The following is a 20589-nucleotide window of genomic DNA, read 5'->3' on the forward strand; positions in this document are numbered from 1 at the left end:
GCAGCAGACCCCGTCCTTCGAGCCCCACAGCGGCGATGGCCCGCCGGTGTTCGTCGACCCGCAGGTCGAGCGCCAGCGCGAGGTCGAACGGCGCGCTCGGGACGGCGTCGCCCGGCTCGAGGAGCGCTACCACGAGCCCCTACGCGCAGGCTTCCAGGCCGAGTACGAGCGCCAGGAAGCCGAGTACCAGCGCTACATCGACCTGAACACCCAGGCCTACACCCAGCTCTGCGACAGCAGCCTGTTCCACGCCATCGAGGAACACGACTACGACGGCGGCGACCGCGAGTCCGGCATCGCCTACAGCAAGACCATGGCCCTGTGCCTGGCTGGCGGCGTCACCGAGGCCCCCGACGTGGACGGCGAACCCCGCGCACCTGCCCCGGGCAGCAGCGCGGCGCTGTGGCAGCGCTGGCTGCAGGACCCGAACAGCCCGCCCTACCGCGCCGTGCTCCTGCGCGACCGGGCCTTGCTCGCCGCGCTGCTGCCCAGTTTCTCCACCACCGATCCCACCGACTGGGGCGACAGCGAGAAACTCTACGGGGCGCTGAGCAAGATCATCGCCAGTGACGATGCCGGCTTGAACCTGCGCGACACCCTGCGCCAGGCCATCGCCGAGACGCAAGGCGCGATCAATGGCGCCAGCCTGCGCCTGAAGCCCCTGCTGCCGCCCGGCGTGCAGCGCGCCGTGATGCGCCTGAACAGCGCCAGCCAGTGGCTGTACAACGGCGTGCAACTGATCGAGCTGCAGGTGCAGATGAAGCTCAGCGAGTACTACGCCCTGCAGAGTGCCCACCTGCGCGAGCTGCAGCACAAGGCCAGCGCGCAGACCGCCAAGGCCCGCGAGCGCATGCTCCTGGGCCTGCGCGAATTTGATGCCGAGGTGAGCGCGTCCAGGCGCTGGGTGCGGCCGGTCATCCAGCACGGGCTGCTGAGCCTGGCGGTGCTCGACCCGAAGCTGGCGCACAGCGTCATCACCGTCAGCGTCTGGGTCGAGGGCACCGCCGACGTGCTGCAGGAGCGCCTGGCCCAGGAAGCCGGTCTGCGCGTCAACCAGCTCAGCGACGCCGCGCAGATCAGCCTGGTCAACCTCTCGGTCGCCGCGGGCACCCTAGACGCCAACGCCCGGCAACTGCTCCACGGCATGCGCATCACCGCGAAGCAGGCGGCGCAGCTGGTGCGCACCAGCTTCACCGGCGTGCGCGGCGTGGCCGGCAGCTGGGAGCTCCTGCTGGCCCTGGGCGGCTTGTACCTGACCCACGACAGCCTGGCGAAGAATCTGGAAAAGGCGGAAATCGAGATCGGCGAGAAATCCAGGGAAGCGGTGATGGCGTTGCATGGGTCCAAGCTGGCGATTCTTGGCGGAGGGATCGAGGCGCTGGGCTTGATCATCAGGACCGGCGCCACGCAGATCAACACCAGGATCCCCATGACGCCTGCGGGGACGGCACGGATGGCCACAGTCATAGAAATGGGGCGGGCAACGGTCAGGGTAGGTGCCGTCATGGGGGCCGTGGCCGGGATTTACGATACGGCACAGGCAGTGTTTGCCTTGAAGCGAACATGGAAAGGCGGGGATAAAACAGCCGCATCAGCTTACACCTTTGCAGCAGCAACATCAGGCGTAGGAGTAATTTATTCAACAATAGCAGTTTTCAATGCTTCATTAATGGGCCCTTTAGGGATAGCGATTATCCTCGCTGCAGCCTCCTATGGCATGGTCAAACTGGCGGAAAGCAAGGAGTCAAGTTCCATAGAGCGTTGGGCGATACGTTGCCATTTCGGCAAAGCCAATGAAAGCCCTGCCATTCACTGGGAATATCCCGAACATGCGGACATCGCCTTTGCAGCATTAAACGCCGCTACATTAGGCGTTGAGGCAGGCGTGAAATTCGAATCCCAAAGAGCCGACCCCACGCTCACGGCTAAAATCGGATGGATTGCCCAAGCGGCCACCGAGCAAAAGCTGACATTCAAGATCCTCCTCCCCAACATCGATGCCTCCAGCTACAGCTATCACTGGTCTCTGACCGTTCATCGACATGGCGATGGGGTTCCGTCCAACTACACGAGCGGCGAGATCATAGCCACAGGATCCCATGCAGTTTTACATCCATTGCCAACCTCGCAGAAAAAGCCGTCGTCGCGCCCCTCTCGCAAAGTGAAAGACTACAGAGCAGATACCCTCAGCCAAAAAACCAGCAAAAAATCTGCAGTGTTGCACTCCGGTGGATCCACTACCACCGAGTTCATAACCGGCCACATAGAACTCACCCCAAGCCTTGGCAGACACAGCATACAGACTGCAACTTTAAACGTCACTTACTGGCCAGACCGAAACTCTCCCGAGGCCTATGCAAACTTAGAAACCAAGGCAGTCAACGAATGACCGAAATCAATAAAGACTTACCTCGCCATCCTCTAGGCTGGAAATTCGACCTACCTCTCCCCAATGAAAAGCCCATACAAAAGACTAACGCAGTCTTACTACCATCCACACCAAACAAAATAAATGACACCTACATAGAAATCCCTAGATCCACTCACAAAATAAGAGGAGTATTTATCATTGGAGGCGCATTATGCTTCCTAATTACGCTATTACCAATCGCAGTTCTTGTAGCAACGATAATAGCCGGAAGCGTAAAAGCCGCAGCAGACATAATCACAATAGCAATTGTCACACTAGCAGGCATATATTGGGCAACTATATTCTTTGTCCGCATGGATATCGAACTTCCACGCGACGAACCAATCCGCTTCAACCGACTCAGGCAAAAAGTCTATTTTTATGAATTTCGATTTGATCGCATCCACATATTCAGCCGAAAGAAATGGGGGGTGCGCCCCGTAGCCTACGACTGGCAAGACCTCATCGCAGAAGCCTGTAGTGTCTACGCCCCCATGGGCAATGGTGGGCTCGTCGAGAAAGTCCTTATCGCAGTCCGCAAGCCAGGTACCGAGGAAGTCATCGACCGTCTTTTCTTCACCCATAGCATCGAGGATGGAAAGCGATACTGGGAGATCATCAGACTGTTCATGCAACAAGGCCCCGACGCCCTGCCCACCTTCGTTCGCCCACCCCGCGATTGGGACAATGACTTCGAACTTACCCCCATTCGCCGTTTAGCCCCCAAGGTGCAATGGCCAGAAGCGATAGACCGTGAATCCCGTACAGGCCCTACAGTAGGAGAATAACTGTGAAGCTTGCTTGCTCTTTCAGTTCACCGACTCGAATGCCCACCACATGACACAGGCGTAATAATAATGAGCTTCGAGATCAACCATAGACTTCCTGAAAACCTATTAATGACTACAACCAACCGAACTCTTCCTCGCCGTGGCCTAGGCTGGAAATATGACCTGCCTCTCCCCAATGAGGCGCCGACACCAAAAACCAAAGCCACTAAGCTACCGCCCACACCAAACAAAATAAACGAAACCTACATAGAAATATCCAGAACCTCATTAAGACTCAGAGGTATTTTTAGTATAACCTTAGGTATAGCGCTACTAGCCAGCCTCCCTCTAACACTAGCATTTATATATGATGCAATATTTAACATCAACGAAATGGGAGTGAGCTTTCTCTTAGCCGGACTTAGTCTAATCACAGCAATATTTTGGATCACACTACCTTATGCACGCATAGATATCGAGATGCCACGCAACGAACCAATCCGTTTCAATCGACTCAGGCAAAAGGTCTATTTTTATGAATATCGATTTGATCGCATCCACATATTCAGCAGGAAGAAATGGGGAGTGCGCCCCGTAGCCTACGATTGGAAAGACCTTATCGCCGAAGCCTGTAGTGTCTACGCCCCCATGGGCAATGGCGGGCTCGTCGAGAACGTCCTTATTGCAGTCCGCAAACCAGGCACCGACGAAATCATCGACCGTCTTTTCTTCACCCATAGCATCGAGGATGGCAAGCAACACTGGGAGATCATCAGACTGTTCATGCAACAGGGCCCAGACGCCCTGCCCACCTTTGTTCGCCCGCCCCGCGATTGGGACAATGACTTCGAACTCACCCCCATTCGCCGATTGGCCCCCAGGGTGCAATGGCCGGAAGCGATAGACCGTGAGTCCCGTACCGGCCCTACAGCAGGAGAACCCACATGAAACCGGTCGTCCTTGTAGGCCACCTGCACGAGTGCCCGCTGCATGGCGCAGGCGTGGTGGAGACCGGCAGTGAAACCTACCAGTTCAATGGCAAACCCGTTGCCCGAGTCGGGGACCGTATCAGCTGTGGGGCGCTGATCGAAACGGGGGCCCCGCACTTTCTCATCGATGGCAAGTGCGTGGCACGCCAGGGCGATCGCACCAGTCATGGTGGCACGCTTGTCGAGGGGGACTCGGGGTGGCTTCTCGACTGACAGGTGCTTGTGCCTTGGGGCAAGAGACGCCATGAATCTGCAACCACCAAATCCCAGGCACAAAAAAAGAGGCCTTTCGGCCTCTTCTTTGTGATCCCAGCGACGCACTGTGGATCGAATTTGGAGCGGGAAACGAGACTCGAACTCGCGACCCCGACCTTGGCAAGGTCGTGCTCTACCAACTGAGCTATTCCCGCGTCGTGATGGGTGCCATTCTAGCGATTTCCAGAACGGCGTCAACCCCTTGATTCAAAAAAACTTTTACTTCTGCTCCGAACCTTCGCGCAGGTGCGGCCAGGCGGCCAGCAGGTAGTGCACCATCGAGATCAGGGTCAGGCCCGCCGCCACCAGCAGCAGCCCATAGCCCAGCACCACCCAGAAGGTCAGCAGCGGCGGGTTGGCCAGCAGGATCACCAGCGCCAGCATCTGCGCGGCGGTCTTCCACTTGCCCAGGTTCGACACCGCCACGTGGGCGCGGGCGCCGAGTTCGGCCATCCACTCGCGCAGCGCCGAAACGACGATCTCGCGGCCGATGATCACCGCCGCCGGCAGCGTCAGCCAGAAGTTGGCGTGCACCTGCACCAGCAGGACCAGGGCCACGGCGACCATCAGCTTGTCGGCCACAGGGTCGAGGAAGGCGCCGAACGGGGTGCTCTGCTGCAACCGACGCGCCAGGTAGCCGTCGAGCCAGTCGGTGGCGGCGGCGATGGCGAACACCGTGCTGGCGGCCATGTAGCTCCAGTGATAGGGCACATAGAACAGCAGGATGAAGATCGGGATGAGCAGGACGCGTAGAACGGTGAGCAGGTTTGGAATATTCATCGGTACGACTGGCTGCGAGTTGAACCCGGCATTCTACTCGCTATGCAGGCTGGCATAAATCGACTCGGCAAGCTTTTTACTGATGCCGGGGGCTTTGGCGATCTCGTCGACACTGGCGCGGTTGAGCTCCTGCAGGCCGCCGAAATGTTTCAGCAGGTCGCGACGGCGCTTGGGTCCGACCCCGGCGACATCCTCCAGGCTCGAGGTACGCCGGGCCTTGCCGCGCCGGGCGCGGTGGCCGGTGATGGCGAAGCGGTGGGCTTCGTCGCGGATCTGCTGGATCAGGTGCAGGGCCGGCGAGTCGCCCTTGAGGGTGAACTCGTGGGCCACGTCGTTCAGGTACAGGGTCTCGAAACCGGCCTTGCGGGTCACGCCCTTGGCCACGCCCAGCAGCGTCAGGTCGGCAAAGCCCAGTTCCTGCATCACGTCGCGGGCCATGTTCAGCTGGCCCTTGCCGCCGTCCACCAGCAGCACGTCAGGTAGCTTGCCCTCGCCGTCCTTGATCCGCCCATAGCGGCGCTGCAAGGCCTGGTGCATGGCCGCGTAGTCGTCGCCAGCGGTGACGCCTTCGATGTTGAAGCGGCGGTAGTCGGACTTGAGCGGGCCTTCGGGGCCGAACACCACGCAGCTGGCCACGGTGGCCTCGCCGCTGGAGTGGCTGATGTCGTAGCACTCCAGGCGCTGCGGCACCTCGTCCAGGTCGAGCACCTGGGCCAGCGCCTCGAAGCGCGCGGCCATGTGCTGGCGGTTGGCCAGGCGGGCATTGAGGGCCTGCTCGGCGTTGGTCACCGCCAACTGCTGCCAGCGCGCGCGGGTGCCGCGCACCCGATGGCTGATGCTGATTTCGCGGCCGCGCAGGGTCTGCAGCGCTTCACTGATGGCGGCGAAGTCGTCGTGCACCACGTTGACGATCAGCTCGCCCGGCAGCTCGCGCTCGGCGTTGCCCAGGTAGTACTGGGACAGGAACGCGGCCATGACCTCGGCCACCTCCTCCTCGATGCCCACCTGGGGGAAGAAGTTCTTGCTGCCCAGCACCCGGCCGCCACGCACGCTGATCAGGTGCACGCAGGCGCCGCCCGGGTTGACGAAGGCCGCCACCACGTCGACGTCGCCGGAGCCGCCCTCCATGTACTGCTGGTCCTGGACCCGGCGCAGCAGGGCGATCTGGTCGCGCAGCTCGGCGGCCTTCTCGAAGTTCAGGGCCATGGCGGCCTTTTCCATCTCGGCGCTGAGCTCGTTGCCCAGCTGCTGGCTGCGGCCTTCGAGGAACATCACCGAGTGGCGCACGTCCTCGGCGTACTCCTCGGCGGCGACCAGCCCCACGCACGGCCCCTTGCAGCGTTTGATCTGGTACTGCAGGCACGGGCGGGTGCGGTTGGCGTAGTAGCTGTCCTCGCACTGGCGCACCGAGAACGCCTTCTGCAATAGGCTCAGGCTCTCGCGGATGGCACCGGCGCTGGGGTACGGGCCGAAATAGCGGCCCTTGGCCTTCTTCGCGCCGCGGTGGATGCCCAGGCGCGGGAATTCGCCGTCAGACAAGAATACGTACGGGTAGGACTTATCGTCGCGCAGCAGGATGTTGTAGGGCGGTCGCCATTCCTTGATCAGCGTCTGCTCGAGCAGCAGCGCCTCGGTCTCGTTGGCGGTGATGGTGGTTTCGACCTGGGCGATGCGCCCCACCAGGGCAGCCGTCTTCGGCGCCAGCCCGGTCTTGCGGAAATAGCTGGCCAGGCGCTTCTTGAGGTTCTTGGCCTTGCCCACGTACAGCAGCCGGGCTTCGGCGTCGAACATCCGGTACACGCCCGGGCGACCGCTGCAGGTCGCCAGGAACGCGCTTGCATCAAAAGGTTGTGACATGAGGTGTGTGCTTACAGACTTGCGTCGACCATACCGTGGCGGACAGCCAGCAAGGTCAGTTCGACGTCGCTGGTGACCGAGAGTTTTTCGAAGATTCGATAACGGTAAGTATTGACGGTCTTGGGGGACAGACACAACTTGTCAGAGATGATCTGCACCTTCTGGCAGCCGACAATCATCAGCGCAATCTGGATTTCCCGCTCGGACAGCGCGTCGAACGGCGAGCCCTGCGGCTGGAACGACTTGAGCGCCAGCTGCTGGGCGATCTGCGGGCTGATGTAGCGCTGGCCGGCGAAGGCCAGGCGGATCGCCTGGACCATTTCGTCGAGCCCGGCACCCTTGGTGAGGTAGCCCGCGGCACCCGCCTGCAACAGGCGGGTGGGGAACGGGTCTTCCTCGCACACGGTCACCGCGACCACCTTGATGTCCGGATGGCTGCGCAACAACTTGCGCGTGGCTTCCAGACCACCGATCCCTGGCATCTTCACGTCCATCAGGACCACGTCCGGCTTGAGCTCACGGGCCAGCTTGAGGGCGGACTCGCCAGAGTCCGCCTCCCCCACCACCTGCAGCCCGTCGATGTCGGCCAGCATGCGTGTGATGCCGGTACGCACCAGATCGTGATCGTCGACCACCAGGACCCTAATCAAGCAGACACCTCGTCAGTGGGGCGATTGGATCCCGCCACCTTAACAAAATTTTTCACAACGAACCTAGCGCAAAGCGTCATGGAAATATGCCTGCCGGTCAGGCCGCCGAATACGCAGCACTTGTGCCCCGCCCTCCTCGCCCGCCAGGCGGTTGAGCAGGTGCCAGACCGCGGCCTGGTCGGCCGAGGGCAGGCGACGGAACGCGTCGAGCAGACGGTTTTCGTCGGACGTGAGGCTGTCCAGCGGCGCGGGGGTGTGCACGCCGCTCAGCACATAGAGCGCATCGACGCCCTTGCTGGCGACCGCCGCGAGGTAGTCCATGCGCGGCGTGCGTTCGCCGCTCTCGTATTTGCCCTGGGCGTTGGGCTCGACGCCACCGATGTCGCCAAAGATACGCTGGGTCAGCCCCAGGCGTTCGCGCTCTTCTCTGAGTCGCGGACCGAATCCGTTCATCTGCTTGCCTCCTTTGCATGAATGGAAGAAGGGTGCATCCCGCACCCGAGTGAATGCCTGCGCAGTCGTCCGGCACTATGCCAATTGGATCCAATCCTTGCAAGCCATCATTGCGCCACAGTCGGACGCCTGGGGGACATGGACGCGCCCGACGACAGACGAAAATAGCACTTCCAAGAATCAGAAAAATCACCCAAATCAGTAAAAAAGCGCACATCGAAGCGCGACTGAAACGGTGGAAAAAGTGGAGAAAAGCGCCATTTTGGCGTCATTTTATCGGCACAAACAAACGTATCTATTTTTTGACGCCCAACTTTTATCTAACTTTAAGTCATTGTTTTATAAGTAATTTTCAACTTTCTCACAGGAAATTTAGAATTTATCAAAACAACAACACAACAAAGCTTGCCGAACTATCAGAAAACTCCTTAGGATGTAAGAAGACCACCAAGAAACAGCCTGCATCGCTATATATCTAGCGCGGCCTGATCCTGCGCGTCTGGCATTTTCAAAACTTCTGAACTGAGTATCTCGGCCGGCCTTGCGCCGCGCCTGGGGAGAGGGATCTATGAACATCAGTATCTTCGGACTTGGCTATGTGGGAGCGGTCTGCGCCGGCTGCCTGTCGGCACGCGGACACCAGGTACTGGGGGTGGACGTCGCCCAGGCGAAGATCGACATGATCAACCAGGGCCGCTCGCCCATCGTCGAACCGGGCCTGGAACAGCTGCTGCTCGACGGCGTGCGCCAGGGCCGCCTGCGCGGCACCACCGATGTCCAGGCGGCGATCCTGGCCACCGAGCTGTCGCTGCTGTGCGTCGGCACGCCGAGCAAGGCCAACGGCGACCTCGACCTGGTGTACATGGAAGCGGTGTGCCGGGAGATCGGCGCGGCCCTGCGCGACAAGGCCAGCCGCCACACCGTGGTGGTGCGCAGCACGGTGCTGCCGGGCACGGTGAAGAACGTGGTCATCCCGCTCCTCGAGCAGGCCTCGGGCAAGCAGGCCGGGCGCGATTTCGGCGTGGCGGTCAACCCGGAATTCCTGCGTGAAAGCACGGCGATCCAGGACTACGACTTCCCGGCCATGACCGTGATCGGCGAACTCGACAGCCAGTCCGGCGATCTGCTCGCCACGCTGTACACAGGCCTCGACGCCCCGGTGATCCGCAAATCGATCGAGGTCGCCGAGCTGATCAAGTACACCTGCAACGTCTGGCACGCCACCAAGGTCAGCTTCGCCAACGAGATCGGCAACATCGCCAAGGCCTCGGGGGTCGATGGCCGCGAAGTGATGGACGTGGTCTGCCAAGACTACAAGCTCAACCTGTCGCGCTACTACCTGCGCCCGGGCTTCGCCTTCGGCGGCTCGTGCCTGCCCAAGGACGTGCGCGCCCTCACCTACCGCGCCAGCCAGCTGGACGTGGCGCACCCGCTGCTGGCCTCGATCATGGACAGCAACCGCAACCAGGTACAGAACGCCTTCGACCTGGTGACCCGGGCCGGCAAGCGTCGCATCGCCCTGCTCGGGCTGGCCTTCAAGGCCAACAGCGACGACCTGCGCGAAAGCCCGCTGGTAACCCTGGCCGAGCAGCTGATCGGCAAGGGCTACGACCTGCGCATCTTCGACGCCAACGTCGATCACGCCCGCCAGTTCGGCGCCAACCGCCAGTACATCGAGCAGCAGATCCCCCATGTCAGCGCCCTGCTGCGCAGCGACCTGCAGCAGGTGATCGACGAGGCCGAGGTGATCGTGCTGGGCAACAACGACGAGCGCTTCGTCCAGGCCCTGGACGTCGGCAACGGCAAGCAGGTGATCGACCTGGTCGGCTTCATGGCCGGCAGCAGCGACGCCCAACGCCACGGCATCTGCTGGTAAGGCACGCCGCCGCCCGCCGTTACGGCGGGCCCCGACCCAAGGAGCTACAACGCCATGGAACGACAGCAACAGCGGCCTTTCGCGGCCCCGGGGTATATGCGCGCGGCGGCCAGCTTCTGCGCCTGGACGCTGCTCGCCGGGCTGATCGCCCTGGCCGCGCAGATGGTCGCGCCACAGTACCTGGACCCGAACCACCACCTGTTCATCTTCATCATTGGCACCCTGGGCATGTGGCGCTACGGCAACGCCATCGTCCACTACCTGCGCGGCATGTACTTCCTGCACTGGCGCTTCCCGCGCCTGCGCCGCCAGGTCGAGCGCCTGGGTGACGCGGCCTTGCCGTCGCACATGTTCATGGTGGTGACCAGCTTTCGCATCCCCACCCACACCACCTTCAAGGTGTACCAGTCGGTGTTCCAGGAGGTGCAGCGGCTGAAGGTGCCGTGCACGGTAATCGCCTCGATCGTCGAGAAGGGCGACGAGCAGTTCATCAAGGACATCATGCGCGACGAGGTGCGGGGCCGCGACGATATCGGCCTGGTGATCGTCCGCGCCCGCGGCACCGGCAAGCGCGATGGCCTGGCTCACGCCTTCCGCGCGCTGTCGCGGCAGATGCCGCTGGACGACGCGGTGGTCGGCGTGGTCGACGGCGACACCATGATGCTGCCCGGCTGCGTCGAGCGGGCGGTCAAGCTGTTCGCCGTGCTGCCCGACGTCGGCGGCCTGACCACCAACGAGTTCTGCCAGGTCGAGGGCAGTCGCTGGATGCGCCAGTGGCACTCGATGCGTTTCGTCCAACGGCATATCAACATGTGCTCGATGGCCCTGTCGCACCGGGTGCTGACCCTCACCGGGCGGCTGTCGTTCTTCCGCGCCGGGGTGATGACCGACCCGGATTTCATCCGCGACGTCGAGGCGGATTTTCTCGAACACTGGCGCCTGGGCCGCTTCCAGTTCCTCACCGGCGACGACAAGTCGAGCTGGCTGAGCCTGATGCGCGCCGGCTGGGGCACCTTCTACGTGCCCGACAGCCACACCCTGACCGTCGAGCACCCGCCCAGCGACAGCTTCTGGGTGGCCACCCGCCAGCTGATGTTCCGCTGGTACGGCAACTCGCTGCGCCAGAACTTCCGCGCCACCGCCCTGCTCGGCCGCGCGCGCCTGGGGCTGTTCACCCTGTACGTGCTGCTCGACCAGCGGGTGTCGATGTGGACCTGCCTGATGGGCCTGACCGGCTCGGTGGTCGCCGGCCTGGTGTTCGGCATCCAGTACCTGCTGGTGTACCTGTTCTGGGTGCTGGTCTCGCGCAGCCTGGTGACGGTGCTGTTCGTCTTCGCCGGGCACCCGGTCAGCCCGATGTACCCGTTCGTTCTCTATTACAACCAGATCGTCGGTTCGCTGATGAAGGTCTACGCGATGTTCCACATGGACCAGCAACGCTGGACGCGGCAGAAGACCACCCTGGCCACCGGCAGCGTCGACTTCGACGCCGGCCTCAACCGCTGGTCCTCGAAGGCGATGCTGTGCTCCTCGATCGCCATCTTCTTCGGGGTCATCACCGTTCTTCTGGAACTCTCGCAACGTTAAGGAAAGGCGCCTGCACATGAGTACTTCGAATACCCCGGCGGCCCCGGGCACGACCACGGCCAACATCGTCCACGAAGCCATCGACGAGCGTCAGTACGTGCGCACCCGCATGCACGCCCGGGTGCGCCTGTCCGGTGTCGGCCGCGAACCGTTCGAGGCCGACCTGGCCGACATCTCGCTGGGCGGCATCGGCCTGCTGCACGAGGCGCCGCTGACCGTCGGCGCGCTGTACGACGCCTCGATCCAGCTGCGCCTGAACCAGGTGGACCTGTCGATCGACGGCAAGGTGCGCATCGTCTCCCAGCGCGGCAAGGAGGTCGGCGCGCAGTTCGTCGACCTCGACGCGCAGAAGCGCGACATCCTGCGCTACCTGATCAGCGCCTACCTGTCGGGCGAAGTCGCCGACATCAACGGCCTGTTCAACGTGATGCAGCGCGAGAACTACATCAAGGCGCGCAAGCACCAGCAGGCCAGCGCCCGCACCCCGGCCGAGCGCCTCAAGGCCGTGGCCGGCACCGCGCTGTACGCCGCCGCCGGCCTGGCCGCGCTGGGCTTCGTCGGCTACAAGGGCTACCTGCTGTTCTTCCGCGTCCCGGCGCTGCAGGCCACGGTGGCGGGCAATGCCCAGGTCATCAGCATGCCGGACAACGGCTACGTGAAGTACCTGCTGCCGGCCGGCGCCAGCGAGGTGCAGGCCGGCCAGCCGCTGGCGAACATCTCCACCCAGCTGGCCACCAGCTTCACCAGCCCGGCGGACATGAAGGCCCTGGCCGACCTCGCCCCGGGCGACCTGCAGGCGCTGCTGGGGCGCGCCAGCGTCGAGACGGTGATCAACAGCCCGTGCGACTGCCAGGTCTGGTACCCGTCGCCGCCGCTGGACGGCTACGGCTACAAGGCCGCACCGATGATGCACCTGCTGCCGAAGCACGAGGGCTTGTTCGTGCGCGCCAACGTGCCGTTCGACAAGCTCGCCGATGTCGGCCGCGTGCGCTCGGTGGACATGCAGGTGTTCGGCCTCGACCAGCACTTCAGCGGCAAGGTGGTCGACGCCCGCTCCGACGAGCTGAACCACAACCTGGCCCTGACCATCCAGCCGGACAGCCCGCTGCCGGCAGCGGCCTACCAGAAGGCCGTGGCGGTCGACCTGTACCTGGGCCTGCCGTTCGGCAGCGGCAACTGAGGGCCGGTCATGATCGCCAAGAACGCCCCGCGCCTGTTGCTGGCCGGCCTCGGCCTGGCCTGGGCCGGCAGCGGCTGGGCCGGGCAGAGCCTGGAGCAGATCCGCTACGCGCTGTACAAGGACCCGAGCGCCGATGTCACGAGCGACCTGCGCGCCCTCGCCGAGCGTGGCGACCTGGCCTCCAAGCAGCTGCTCGGCGATGTGCTGGCCAACAGCGACAGTGCCAACCGCCAGGACATCGTGAGCCTGTACCAGGAGGCCTTCGCCGACGGCCACGGCCAGATCCCGGCGCTGGCCTCGCTGGCGCGCCTGCTCGACCGCACCCCGCGCCTGCAGCGCAGTCACGAAGCCTGGGTGCGTCAGGCCCTGGCCCGCTACCCCAACGACCGTGATCCGCGCAGCACCAGCACCAGCCTGGAGGTGTTCCTGGTCTATCCGCAGCTGTTCCCCGGCGAGCGCGCCGCCGAACTGCTGGCGCTGTACGAACAGAGCTGCCTGCTCAACTGTCGCCCTGAGCTGTACCGCGCCGTGGTCGCCGAGCGCCAGGGCGACAGCGCCGCAGCCGAGCGCTGGTACCAGCAGGCGGCGCGCATCGACCCACGCGGCATCGAGCGCTACTACCGCTTCCTCGGCGAGCGCCAGGACCCGGCCTTCCTCGCCTTCGCCCGCAGCCTGGAGCCGGAGATGGCCAGCCTGCCGGTGGAGGTCGTGCAGCGCATCGGCGCGCTGCTGGACAGCATCCACGGCACCACCCGCGCCGAGCTGGACGCCGAGCGCGAACAGCGCCTGAGCCGCGCCATGGGCCCCAAGGTCGAGCCGACGCCCGAGCAACTGGCCCGCGACAAGGCCAACGACCAGTTGCGCGCCGACGGCATCGCCGAGGCCCAGCGCTGGCTGGACAACGCCGTCGCCCGTGGCTACCTGCCGGCGCAGGTGTCCAAGGCCAACTTCATGATCTCCAACCCCACCGAGCACAACGCCGAGCAGACCCAGGCGCTGATCGCCCAGGTGCGGGCCAAGGACCCGACCCGGGCCAAGGCGCTGGATGCGGCGTTCTACATGGTCAACAACTGGCTGACCCTGGATCCGCAAAAGTCCCAGGCGCTGATCGACGAGCTGATCACCGCCCGTTATCCCGACGCGCAGCTGCTGCTGGGCGACCTGTACAGCAAGGGCGGCCTCGACCAGCCCGACCAGGAGCGTGCCCTGGCCATCTGGCAGCGGCAGGCCGAGCAGGGCTCGACCGCGGCCTGGTACCGCATGGCCACCGTGCACCTGCGCGGCCGGGCCATCTGCCACGACCCGGTCAAGGCCTACACCTATGCGCGCATCGCCCTCGACCTGGGCGAGACCCGCGCCCGCGGCCTGATCAAACGGCTGGACAAGACCTTGCCCAAGGATGACATCGAGCGCGCCCTGGCCGCGCGCAACGATCTGTTGAAGGAGGCCACCCTGTGAAAGCCCACCCACCCCTGCTCGGCGCCCTGCTCGCCCTGGCGCCCCTGACGGTGCTGGCGGCCGAGGAAGTCACCGGCCCCGAGGCCGACAGCAACGCGCCTGTGCGCGTCGCGGCCGTTGACGGCAGCGAGCCGCTGATCACCTCGGAGTTCTTCAACAAGCTCACCGTGCAGACCGGCTACGGGCCGCAGGACTCCCAGGTCGGCCGCGACCGCGAAAGCTTCTACAGCCTGCGCTACGAGCCGTCGTTCGCCTGGTACTCGCCGGAAAAACGCTGGGCCAAATGGATGGTCTATGGTCGCCTGTGGCTGAACTACGACTCCAGCCAGTCGAGCAACCTGGCCAACGAGTCGACCAACAACAATGAGCGCGAGCAACCCGAGGGCTGGTACGCCGAGCTGCGCGAGCTGTACGTCAAGCGCAACCTGATCGGCGACGACCCGCGCTTCTCGCTGTCGTTCGGTCGTCAGCGCTTCTACGACGACTACGGCATCTGGTGGGACGACAGCCTGGAGTCGCTGCGATTCAACTACCAGGATACCTTCAGCGATGCCTTCGTCGCGGTCGGGCAGAAATTTCGCAACTACAACACCGACGTCAATTCGCTGGCCGCCAGCGAAGCGCGCACGCTGTACCTGATGGGCCAGTACGCCTATCGCTGGAGCCCGAACAACCAGGTCGGCGTGCGCCTGATGCAGGAGAACGACCGCAGTGGCCACGACGCCGACGACCGCTACGACTTCAAGGGTTGGCGCTACGGACTGTTCTTCAAGGGCGACAACCTGCCGCTGGCCAGCGACTACCACCTGGAACTGGCGGCGCTGGACGGCACGATGGACAACACCGCCGGCAACGGTGTCACCAGCACCGGCCACGGCAGCCGCGGCTGGGCGGCGCTGGGCGAGGTCGGCAAGCGTTTCGAGACCTTGCCCTGGACCCCGCGCCTGGCCCTGCGCGGCGGCCTGACCGACAAGCCGGACGACGACAACGACGGCTTCCGGCTCAACCCGATCCAGTCCGACCGCATCACCCGCCAGGGCTCGTACAGCACGCGCCTGACCAGCTCGTTCGTCGCCCTCGACCTGCGCAACCTGAGCTACTACGGCGTCGCCCTGGAAACCCGGCCCACGGCGCGCAGCGCCCTGGACCTGCGGGTGACCCAGCTCAACCTGCGCGACGAAGGCGGCGCCCTGCCGATCCGCATGACCGCCGATGCCCGCGCCCGGCGCCAGAGCGAACTGAACGCCGGCCGGCACGGCAAGGGCGACAACGTCGGCCAGATGATCGACCTCAACTACTACTGGAAGATGTTCCCGGTAGCCCTCGACGGCAAGCACCTGGACGTCAACACCCTGGTCAGCGCCAGCTACCTCAACGCAGGCAGCGCGCTGGACACCGGCGACGACTACCAGCTGAGTGTCAGCGTGGTGATCAGCTACTAAGGACCGGCCAGCATGATCTTCGCCTCCAACGTCTTCCTGTTCCTCTACCTGCCGCTGTTCCTGGCCATCTACTACCTGGCCCGGCCACAGTGGCGCTCGCTGGTGATCGTCGCCGCCAGCTACGTGTTCTACGCCTGGTGGCGCCCGGACTTTTTGCTGCTGTTCGTCGCCATCACCGCCTGGAACTACGGCTTCGGCCTGTTCATCAAGGCGCGCCTGGACGCCGGCGACAAACGCCGTGCCCTGCGCCTGCTGTGGCTCGGCGTGGCCGGTAACCTGGCCACGCTCGGCTACTTCAAGTACGCCAACTTCGGCGCCGAGGTGCTGGCCCTGCTGCTGGCGCCGCTGGGCATCAACACCTGGACCCTGGAGAACATCTTCCTGCCGCTGGGCATCTCGTTCTACGTGTTCCATGCCCTGAGCTACATCGTCGACATCTACCGCAAGGACGCCACGCCCACCCGCAGCTTCATCGACTTCGCCGCCTTCGTCGCGCTGTTCCCGCACCTGGTGGCGGGGCCGATCCTGCGCTACAGCCAGCTCGCGCCGCAGCTGCGCCAGCGCAGCCACTCGCTGGAGCTGTTCTCGCTGGGTGTGTGCCGCTTCATGCTCGGTTTCATCATGAAGGTGCTGATCGCCGACCGCCTGGCGCCGATCAACGTGCTGTTCGTCGGCGAAGGCACCCTGCAGTTCAGCGATGCCTGGTTCGGCCTGGTGGTCTCGACCCTGCAGCTGTACTTCGACTTCGCCGGCTACAGCCACATGGCCCTGGGCCTGGCCTTGATGATGGGGTTCCGCTTCCCGGAAAACTTCAACCAGCCCTATGTGTCGCAGAGCATCACCGAGTTCTGGTCGCGCTGGCACATGACCCTGGCGCATTTCCTGCGCGACTACGTGTACCTGCCGCTGGTGCGCAAGCGCGTGGCCGGCGCCCTGCCGGCGCTGGTGTGGACCATGCTGCTGTCGGGCCTGTGGCACGGCGCCAGTTTCGCCTTCATCTGCTGGGGGCTGTTCTTCGGCATCGGCATGGTGCTGGAGCGCAGGTTCAACCTGGCGACCAAGGTCACCACGCCCTATCACCTGGGCCGCAACCTGCGCACCGCGCTGCTGATCATCCTGAGCATGCCGCTGTTCTTCACCATGGACCTGCGCCACAGCCTGCAGATCTACCAGGCGCTGCTGGGCTTCAACGGTTTCGGTTCGCTGGAGCTCTATGTGCTCGGCGCCTCGAAGATGGCCATGGCCTTTGCCCTGGTGGCAATCGCCTGGCTGATCCTGGCCGGGATCAACAACGTGCGCTTCTACGCCGGCAACAAGGAAGGCTACTTCATGCGTCACGTCGGTGTGCTGCACAGCCTGCTGCTGTGGGGCGGCTTCCTGCTGGCGCTGAGCAGCCTGGCGGCCAGTTCGTTCTCGCCGTTCCTGTATTTCCAGTTCTAGGGCAAGGCTTGAGATGCCCCCTGCAGGAACGGGCTTGCCCCGCGAACACCGGCGCAGCCGGTGCCATGCACCGCGTCGCCTTGATCGCGGGGCAAGCCCGTTCCTACAGGGGGACGTGTCGATTAATGAATCAACTTACTGTTCCGTGGAAATGCCATGTACCCAGTGATGAATTCGGCCGGCAAGGCCAACGGTGTGGTCTTCGCCCTGGCGCTGGCGGCGATGTTCGTCTATTCGCTGCCGCCGGTGCTGAGCTTTGCCCGTGCCCAGACCGACAGCTGGAACCTGTTCGTCGACGGCAAGCTGCTGCGCAAGTTCGAACAGGTCTACGACAAGCGCCTGTTCCTGCGCGAGCCCTCGCAGCGACTGTGGGCCGACGCCCAGTTCCAGCTGTTCGGCGAGGGCACCAAGGGCGTGGTGCTGGGCAAGGACGGTTGGCTCTACACCAACCAGGAATACCGCGTGCCCAACGACCTGGACGCCAGCCTGGCGAGCCAGCTGGAGCAGATCGTCAAGGTCCAGAGGCAACTGGCCGAGCACGGCAAGCACCTGGTGCTGCTGCCGCTGCCGATGAAGCTGGATATCTACGCCAACCACGCCGAGCACGCCTTCGATCCGCGGGTGCACAGCCTCTACGACCGCTTCGTCGCCGACCTGCAGCTACGCCGGCTGGACGTGGTGCCGTTGCGCGACGCCTACCTGCGCAACCTGGCCGGCCCACGGCTGTTCCTCAAGTCCGACACCCACTGGAGCCCGGACGGCGCGCGCCTGTCGGCCTATGAACTGGCCCGCCAGCGCCCGCAGTTGCTCGGCGACCAGGTGTACGTGTCGCGCAAGGCCGGCGACAAGACGGTCAAGGGCGACCTGATGAACTACCTGCAGTTCGACCACGCCCGCCTGGCGCCGCAGTTCGGCCCTAACCCGATCGAGCTGTACGAGACCCTCCAGGCCGAACAGGACAGCGACGCGCTGTTCGCCGAACAGACACAAAGCCTGCTGCTGGTGGGTACCAGCTACAGCAAGATCGACGACTGGAACTTCGTCGGGTTCCTCAAGGAGGCGCTCAACCGCGACCTGTTGTCCATCGCCGTGGAGGCCCGCGGGCCGTTCGAGGCGATGAACCAGTTTCTCGCCGGCGACCAGTTGCAGAACCCGCAGATCGACACCGTGGTCTGGGAGTTCCCCCTGCGCACCCTGTTGGCCCATCGTCCCGGCGCGCTGGCCCGCAGCGCCCAGCCCGGACATTTCTGACGTCCCTAGGAGAACCTGATGAAGCTTTCGCCCCTGTTCACCGCCCTGGCCCTGACCTGTGCCAGCCACGCCGCCCTGGCCGCCGAAGGCAATGCCGACCTGTACGACGCCGTGGCCCCGGCCGATTCTGCGTTCGTGCGTGTGCTCAACCTGTCCGACGGCAACGTCGAGGTGGCCCTCAGCGGCAAGCTCAACCCGCAGAAGGTCGCCCCCGGCCAGCTCAGCGGCTACCGCTTCGTGCCGGCCGGCGTGCACAGGATCGGTATCGGCGCCAAGGCCATCGAACCGACCCTGGTGGCCAATGCCGCCAGCACCGTGGTCTACGACGGCAAGCAGCTGCAGTTGATCGCCGACCAGTACGTCAACGAGCCGAAGAAGGCCCAGGTGGCCTTCTACAACTTGACCCCGTCCCAGGCCACGCTGCGCACCGCCGACGGCAAGCACGAGGTGGTCAAGGCCCTGGCCAGCGGCCAGACCGGCGCGCGCATGGTCAACGAGATCAAGATCGACTTCGCCGCCTACGTCGGTGGCCAGGAAGTGGCCAGCTTCGATGAGCTGTTCCTCAAGAAGGGCCGCTCGTACAGCTATGTGCTGCTGCCAGGCAACCGCAGCCTGAGCCTGGCCAACAGCATCGACCCGACCGAGTGACGCCGTGCCGCACGCAAGGATGACTGGCCCATGAACACCCTCCTCCCCCTCGGCCTCGCGGCCACCCTGGCCCTGCTCGGCGCGCAGGCAAAGGCCGCCGAGCCCGTCCGGCCCGGCTGCGAAAACCTGCAGTGCATGGTCTGCCCGGCCCTGGCCGAACCGCAGCACTATGCCGAAGGGCGCATGAAGCTGATGCGCCAGATCGTCCCCGGCAAGGAGCGCTGGCTGTTCCGCTCGATGGTCGACCTGACCAATGACTTCGGCATTCCCGCGCCCATGCGCCCGGAGTTCGCCCGGCTGATGGACGCGTTCCACCGCCAGGGCATCCAGGTGGCCATGGCGATCCAGCCGACCCGCGGCCTTATGCACCGCGACAAGCTCTACGCCGAGCAACTGCACGGGTTCGACTACGCGCGCGCCAGCCGCAACCTCGACAGCTACCTGGGGCAGCTGCGCCAGGCCGGCGCGGTGGTGGCGCCGATGATGCAGCTGGTGCGCCAGCCGCCCCAGGGCGAATACTTCTTCCGCCGCGACCACCACTGGACCCCGGCCGGCGCCGAGGCAACGGCCAGGCTCATGGCCGAGGAGATCCGCCGCCAGCCGTTCTACAACAGCCTGACCAAAAAGCGCTACAGCACCGAGCCCGGCGTGATGGTGCCCAAGGACGGCACCCTGAACCTGGCCCTGAGCTACATCTGCGGCAACAACTACGGTTTCCAGTACGTGCGCGGTTACCAGACCGTGCCGGTGGCCGACAGCAGCGACGCCCTGTTCGACGAAGCCCCCGATCCCGAGGTGATCCTGGTCGGCGACAGCAACGCGGCGGCCCGCGAGGACGAGAGCAAGCAGTTCAACTTCGACGGCTACCTGAAGCAGTACCTGGAAGCGGATGTACTCAACTACGCCCTGCCCGGCGTGGGCGAGGACGGCTCGCTGCTGGAGTACCTGCTGTCCGCCGACTACAAGCCCGAGGCGCCGCCCAAGCTGATCGTCTGGGAACTGCCGGCCAATTACCGCCTGGATTCGCCGTTGATGTACCGCCAGCTGGTGCCGGCGATACACGGCGGCTGCAAGGCGTCCAGGGAAATCCTTGGCACGAAATTGCAGCGTCCGCCACTCAAGGTCGGCGAGCGCATCGAACTGCTGAGCAATGCTGGTGGCGCCCGGCAGACCGTGTCCAACGGCTTTCTCGATATCCGCCTGAGCGACAGGAGCGTCAAGGACTTCTACCTCATCGTCTATTACGACAATGGCGCCCGCGACAAGGTGTGGTTCCGCCGCGAGGCGGCCGTAAGCGGCGGCCAGTACTACCTCGAACTGAGCAAGGCCCCCGAGTTCGCCGGCGCCAACCTGCTCTCGGTGTTCCTCGAACCGACCAAGGCCGGCACCGCCGCCACCGATGTGGAGACCCGCCTGTGCCTGTGAACCGCACCCACGCAATTCCTGTAGGAGATCACCCAGCCCTTCCGGGCTGCGCTGTCACGCAGGGAACAGGGTGGCAGCGTGGGGGGGGGGGGGGCCCCCCGCCCCCCCCCCCCCCCCG

Annotated in this window: 17 protein-coding genes and 1 tRNA gene; 13 read left to right on the plus strand and 5 right to left on the minus strand. The window is 64.2% G+C overall.

Features of this window, described 5'->3' with window-relative positions:
• The 4 genes from NMG10_RS24705 to NMG10_RS24720 form a co-directional block, all read left to right on the plus strand.
• The coding region (locus NMG10_RS24705; protein WP_254465299.1) for a T6SS effector BTH_I2691 family protein at positions 1-2389 on the plus strand (2389 nt) is incomplete at its 5' end.
• Positions 2386-3198 (plus strand): DUF6708 domain-containing protein, encoded by an 813-nt coding sequence (locus NMG10_RS26040; protein WP_337994574.1) that lies wholly within the window; start codon positions 2386-2388, stop codon positions 3196-3198. The genes NMG10_RS24705 and NMG10_RS26040, both read left to right, overlap by 4 nt.
• A gap of 69 nt (positions 3199-3267) precedes the next feature.
• Positions 3268-4128, plus strand: coding sequence for a DUF6708 domain-containing protein (locus NMG10_RS26045; protein WP_337994573.1), 861 nt, complete (start codon positions 3268-3270; stop codon positions 4126-4128).
• Positions 4125-4382, plus strand: coding sequence for a PAAR domain-containing protein (locus NMG10_RS24720; protein ID WP_254465300.1), 258 nt, complete (start codon positions 4125-4127; stop codon positions 4380-4382). The genes NMG10_RS26045 and NMG10_RS24720 overlap by 4 nt, the downstream gene beginning before the upstream one ends.
• Positions 4383-4503: 121 nt before the next feature.
• On the opposite strand, the gene NMG10_RS24725 is transcribed toward NMG10_RS24720, so the two are convergent.
• The 5 genes from NMG10_RS24725 to NMG10_RS24745 form a co-directional block, all read right to left on the minus strand.
• Positions 4504-4579 (minus strand) — tRNA-Gly (locus NMG10_RS24725).
• 64 nt (positions 4580-4643) lie between these two features.
• Positions 4644-5204: a CDP-diacylglycerol--glycerol-3-phosphate 3-phosphatidyltransferase gene (gene pgsA / locus NMG10_RS24730; RefSeq protein ID WP_028692524.1), complete on the minus strand. Its 561-nt coding sequence runs from the start codon at positions 5202-5204 to the stop codon at positions 4644-4646.
• A 33-nt stretch (positions 5205-5237) separates the two neighbouring features.
• A complete protein-coding gene (uvrC, locus tag NMG10_RS24735; RefSeq protein WP_050704747.1) occupies positions 5238-7061 on the minus strand; it encodes an excinuclease ABC subunit UvrC in 1824 nt (607 codons plus the stop codon).
• Between the two features lie 11 nt (positions 7062-7072).
• Complete coding sequence (gene uvrY / locus NMG10_RS24740) at positions 7073-7711, minus strand: UvrY/SirA/GacA family response regulator transcription factor (RefSeq protein WP_028692526.1); 639 nt, start codon at positions 7709-7711, stop codon at positions 7073-7075.
• Between the two features lie 63 nt (positions 7712-7774).
• Positions 7775-8164, minus strand: a complete 390-nt coding sequence (locus NMG10_RS24745; protein WP_028692527.1) for a helix-turn-helix domain-containing protein — start codon at positions 8162-8164, stop codon at positions 7775-7777.
• 568 nt (positions 8165-8732) lie between these two features.
• Here NMG10_RS24745 and NMG10_RS24750 point away from each other — a divergent pair.
• The 9 genes from NMG10_RS24750 to NMG10_RS24790 all read left to right on the plus strand — a co-directional run bounded on the left by NMG10_RS24750 (position 8733) and on the right by NMG10_RS24790 (position 20471).
• A complete protein-coding gene (locus NMG10_RS24750; protein WP_203652077.1) occupies positions 8733-10040 on the plus strand; it encodes a nucleotide sugar dehydrogenase in 1308 nt (435 codons plus the stop codon).
• Between the two features lie 54 nt (positions 10041-10094).
• A complete protein-coding gene (locus NMG10_RS24755) occupies positions 10095-11627 on the plus strand; it encodes a glycosyltransferase (protein WP_254465301.1) in 1533 nt (510 codons plus the stop codon).
• Positions 11628-11643: 16 nt separating this feature from the next.
• The gene (locus NMG10_RS24760; protein WP_203652072.1) at positions 11644-12807 is read left to right on the plus strand and encodes a PilZ domain-containing protein; all 1164 of its coding nucleotides are present in this window, start codon (positions 11644-11646) and stop codon (positions 12805-12807) included.
• A gap of 9 nt (positions 12808-12816) precedes the next feature.
• A complete protein-coding gene (locus NMG10_RS24765) occupies positions 12817-14265 on the plus strand; it encodes a sel1 repeat family protein (protein WP_232857042.1) in 1449 nt (482 codons plus the stop codon).
• Positions 14262-15707, plus strand: coding sequence for an alginate export family protein (locus NMG10_RS24770; protein ID WP_254465302.1), 1446 nt, complete (start codon positions 14262-14264; stop codon positions 15705-15707). The genes NMG10_RS24765 and NMG10_RS24770 overlap by 4 nt, the downstream gene beginning before the upstream one ends.
• Positions 15708-15719: 12 nt before the next feature.
• Positions 15720-17147, plus strand: a complete 1428-nt coding sequence (locus NMG10_RS24775) for an MBOAT family protein (RefSeq protein WP_203652066.1) — start codon at positions 15720-15722, stop codon at positions 17145-17147.
• 156 nt (positions 17148-17303) lie between these two features.
• Positions 17304-18398, plus strand: a complete 1095-nt coding sequence (locus NMG10_RS24780; RefSeq protein ID WP_254465303.1) for an alginate O-acetyltransferase — start codon at positions 17304-17306, stop codon at positions 18396-18398.
• An 18-nt stretch (positions 18399-18416) separates the two neighbouring features.
• Positions 18417-19046: an alginate O-acetyltransferase AlgF gene (locus NMG10_RS24785; RefSeq protein WP_203652062.1), complete on the plus strand. Its 630-nt coding sequence runs from the start codon at positions 18417-18419 to the stop codon at positions 19044-19046.
• A 30-nt stretch (positions 19047-19076) separates the two neighbouring features.
• Complete coding sequence (locus NMG10_RS24790; RefSeq protein ID WP_254465304.1) at positions 19077-20471, plus strand: alginate biosynthesis protein AlgX; 1395 nt, start codon at positions 19077-19079, stop codon at positions 20469-20471.
• The last annotated feature ends 118 nt before the right edge of the window (positions 20472-20589 follow it).

It is taken from the genome of Pseudomonas sp. DVZ6 (assembly GCF_024259445.1).
Taxonomy (GTDB): Bacteria; Pseudomonadota; Gammaproteobacteria; order Pseudomonadales; family Pseudomonadaceae; genus Aquipseudomonas; species Aquipseudomonas peradeniyensis.